This is a genomic window from Gluconobacter sp. P1D12_c, assembly GCF_018812105.1.
Classification (GTDB): domain Bacteria; phylum Pseudomonadota; class Alphaproteobacteria; order Acetobacterales; family Acetobacteraceae; genus Gluconobacter; species Gluconobacter oxydans_A.
This window is the reverse complement of sequence record NZ_JACSIQ010000464.1, coordinates 1-449: the sequence shown is the minus strand read 5'-3', so window position 1 is coordinate 449 and position 449 is coordinate 1. Positions and strand designations below refer to the sequence as shown.

Here is a 449-nt window from a genome sequence, read left to right as displayed (position 1 = left end):
GTCTTGTAGACGCTCTATGTCGAGAACCTTTGACAGCATCCCATCTTCTAAGACGCTACCCCCACCTCTACCCATGTGAGATATCGTGTAAGTGTCAAGCATATATGCTTTTGCGGAATCATCCACCGCATTGATATCCCTGTTGCCAAGCTCCCACGAACCACGCAACGCAAACAGATTACGCCCCGTTAGAGCATCGCATCCAATTTTTTGKAGTTTTTCGATAACCTGCTGATGGTGTCGCTTAGAGACAACTTCAATGAGTTCGAGAGCCTTTTTGCCGAGTTCAGTGTCAGGCGTCTGCGTATAATTCTGGACCATAAGACAGGGTTCAGAGACGTTATAGAAAGAATGATGCGGGAGCATCAGCCCAACAATCTTATTCTCCATCTGCTCGAATTTTATTTCATCACCAACGATGACACGACCATCAAGAGAAGGCTCAACAC

1 protein-coding gene is annotated in these 449 nt (G+C 46.4%); it reads right to left on the bottom strand.

Features of this window, described 5'->3' with window-relative positions; all coding sequences use genetic code 11:
- Positions 1 to 449: hypothetical protein (locus KP705_RS17690; RefSeq protein ID WP_215765228.1), on the bottom strand; the 449-nt coding region annotated here is incomplete at both ends.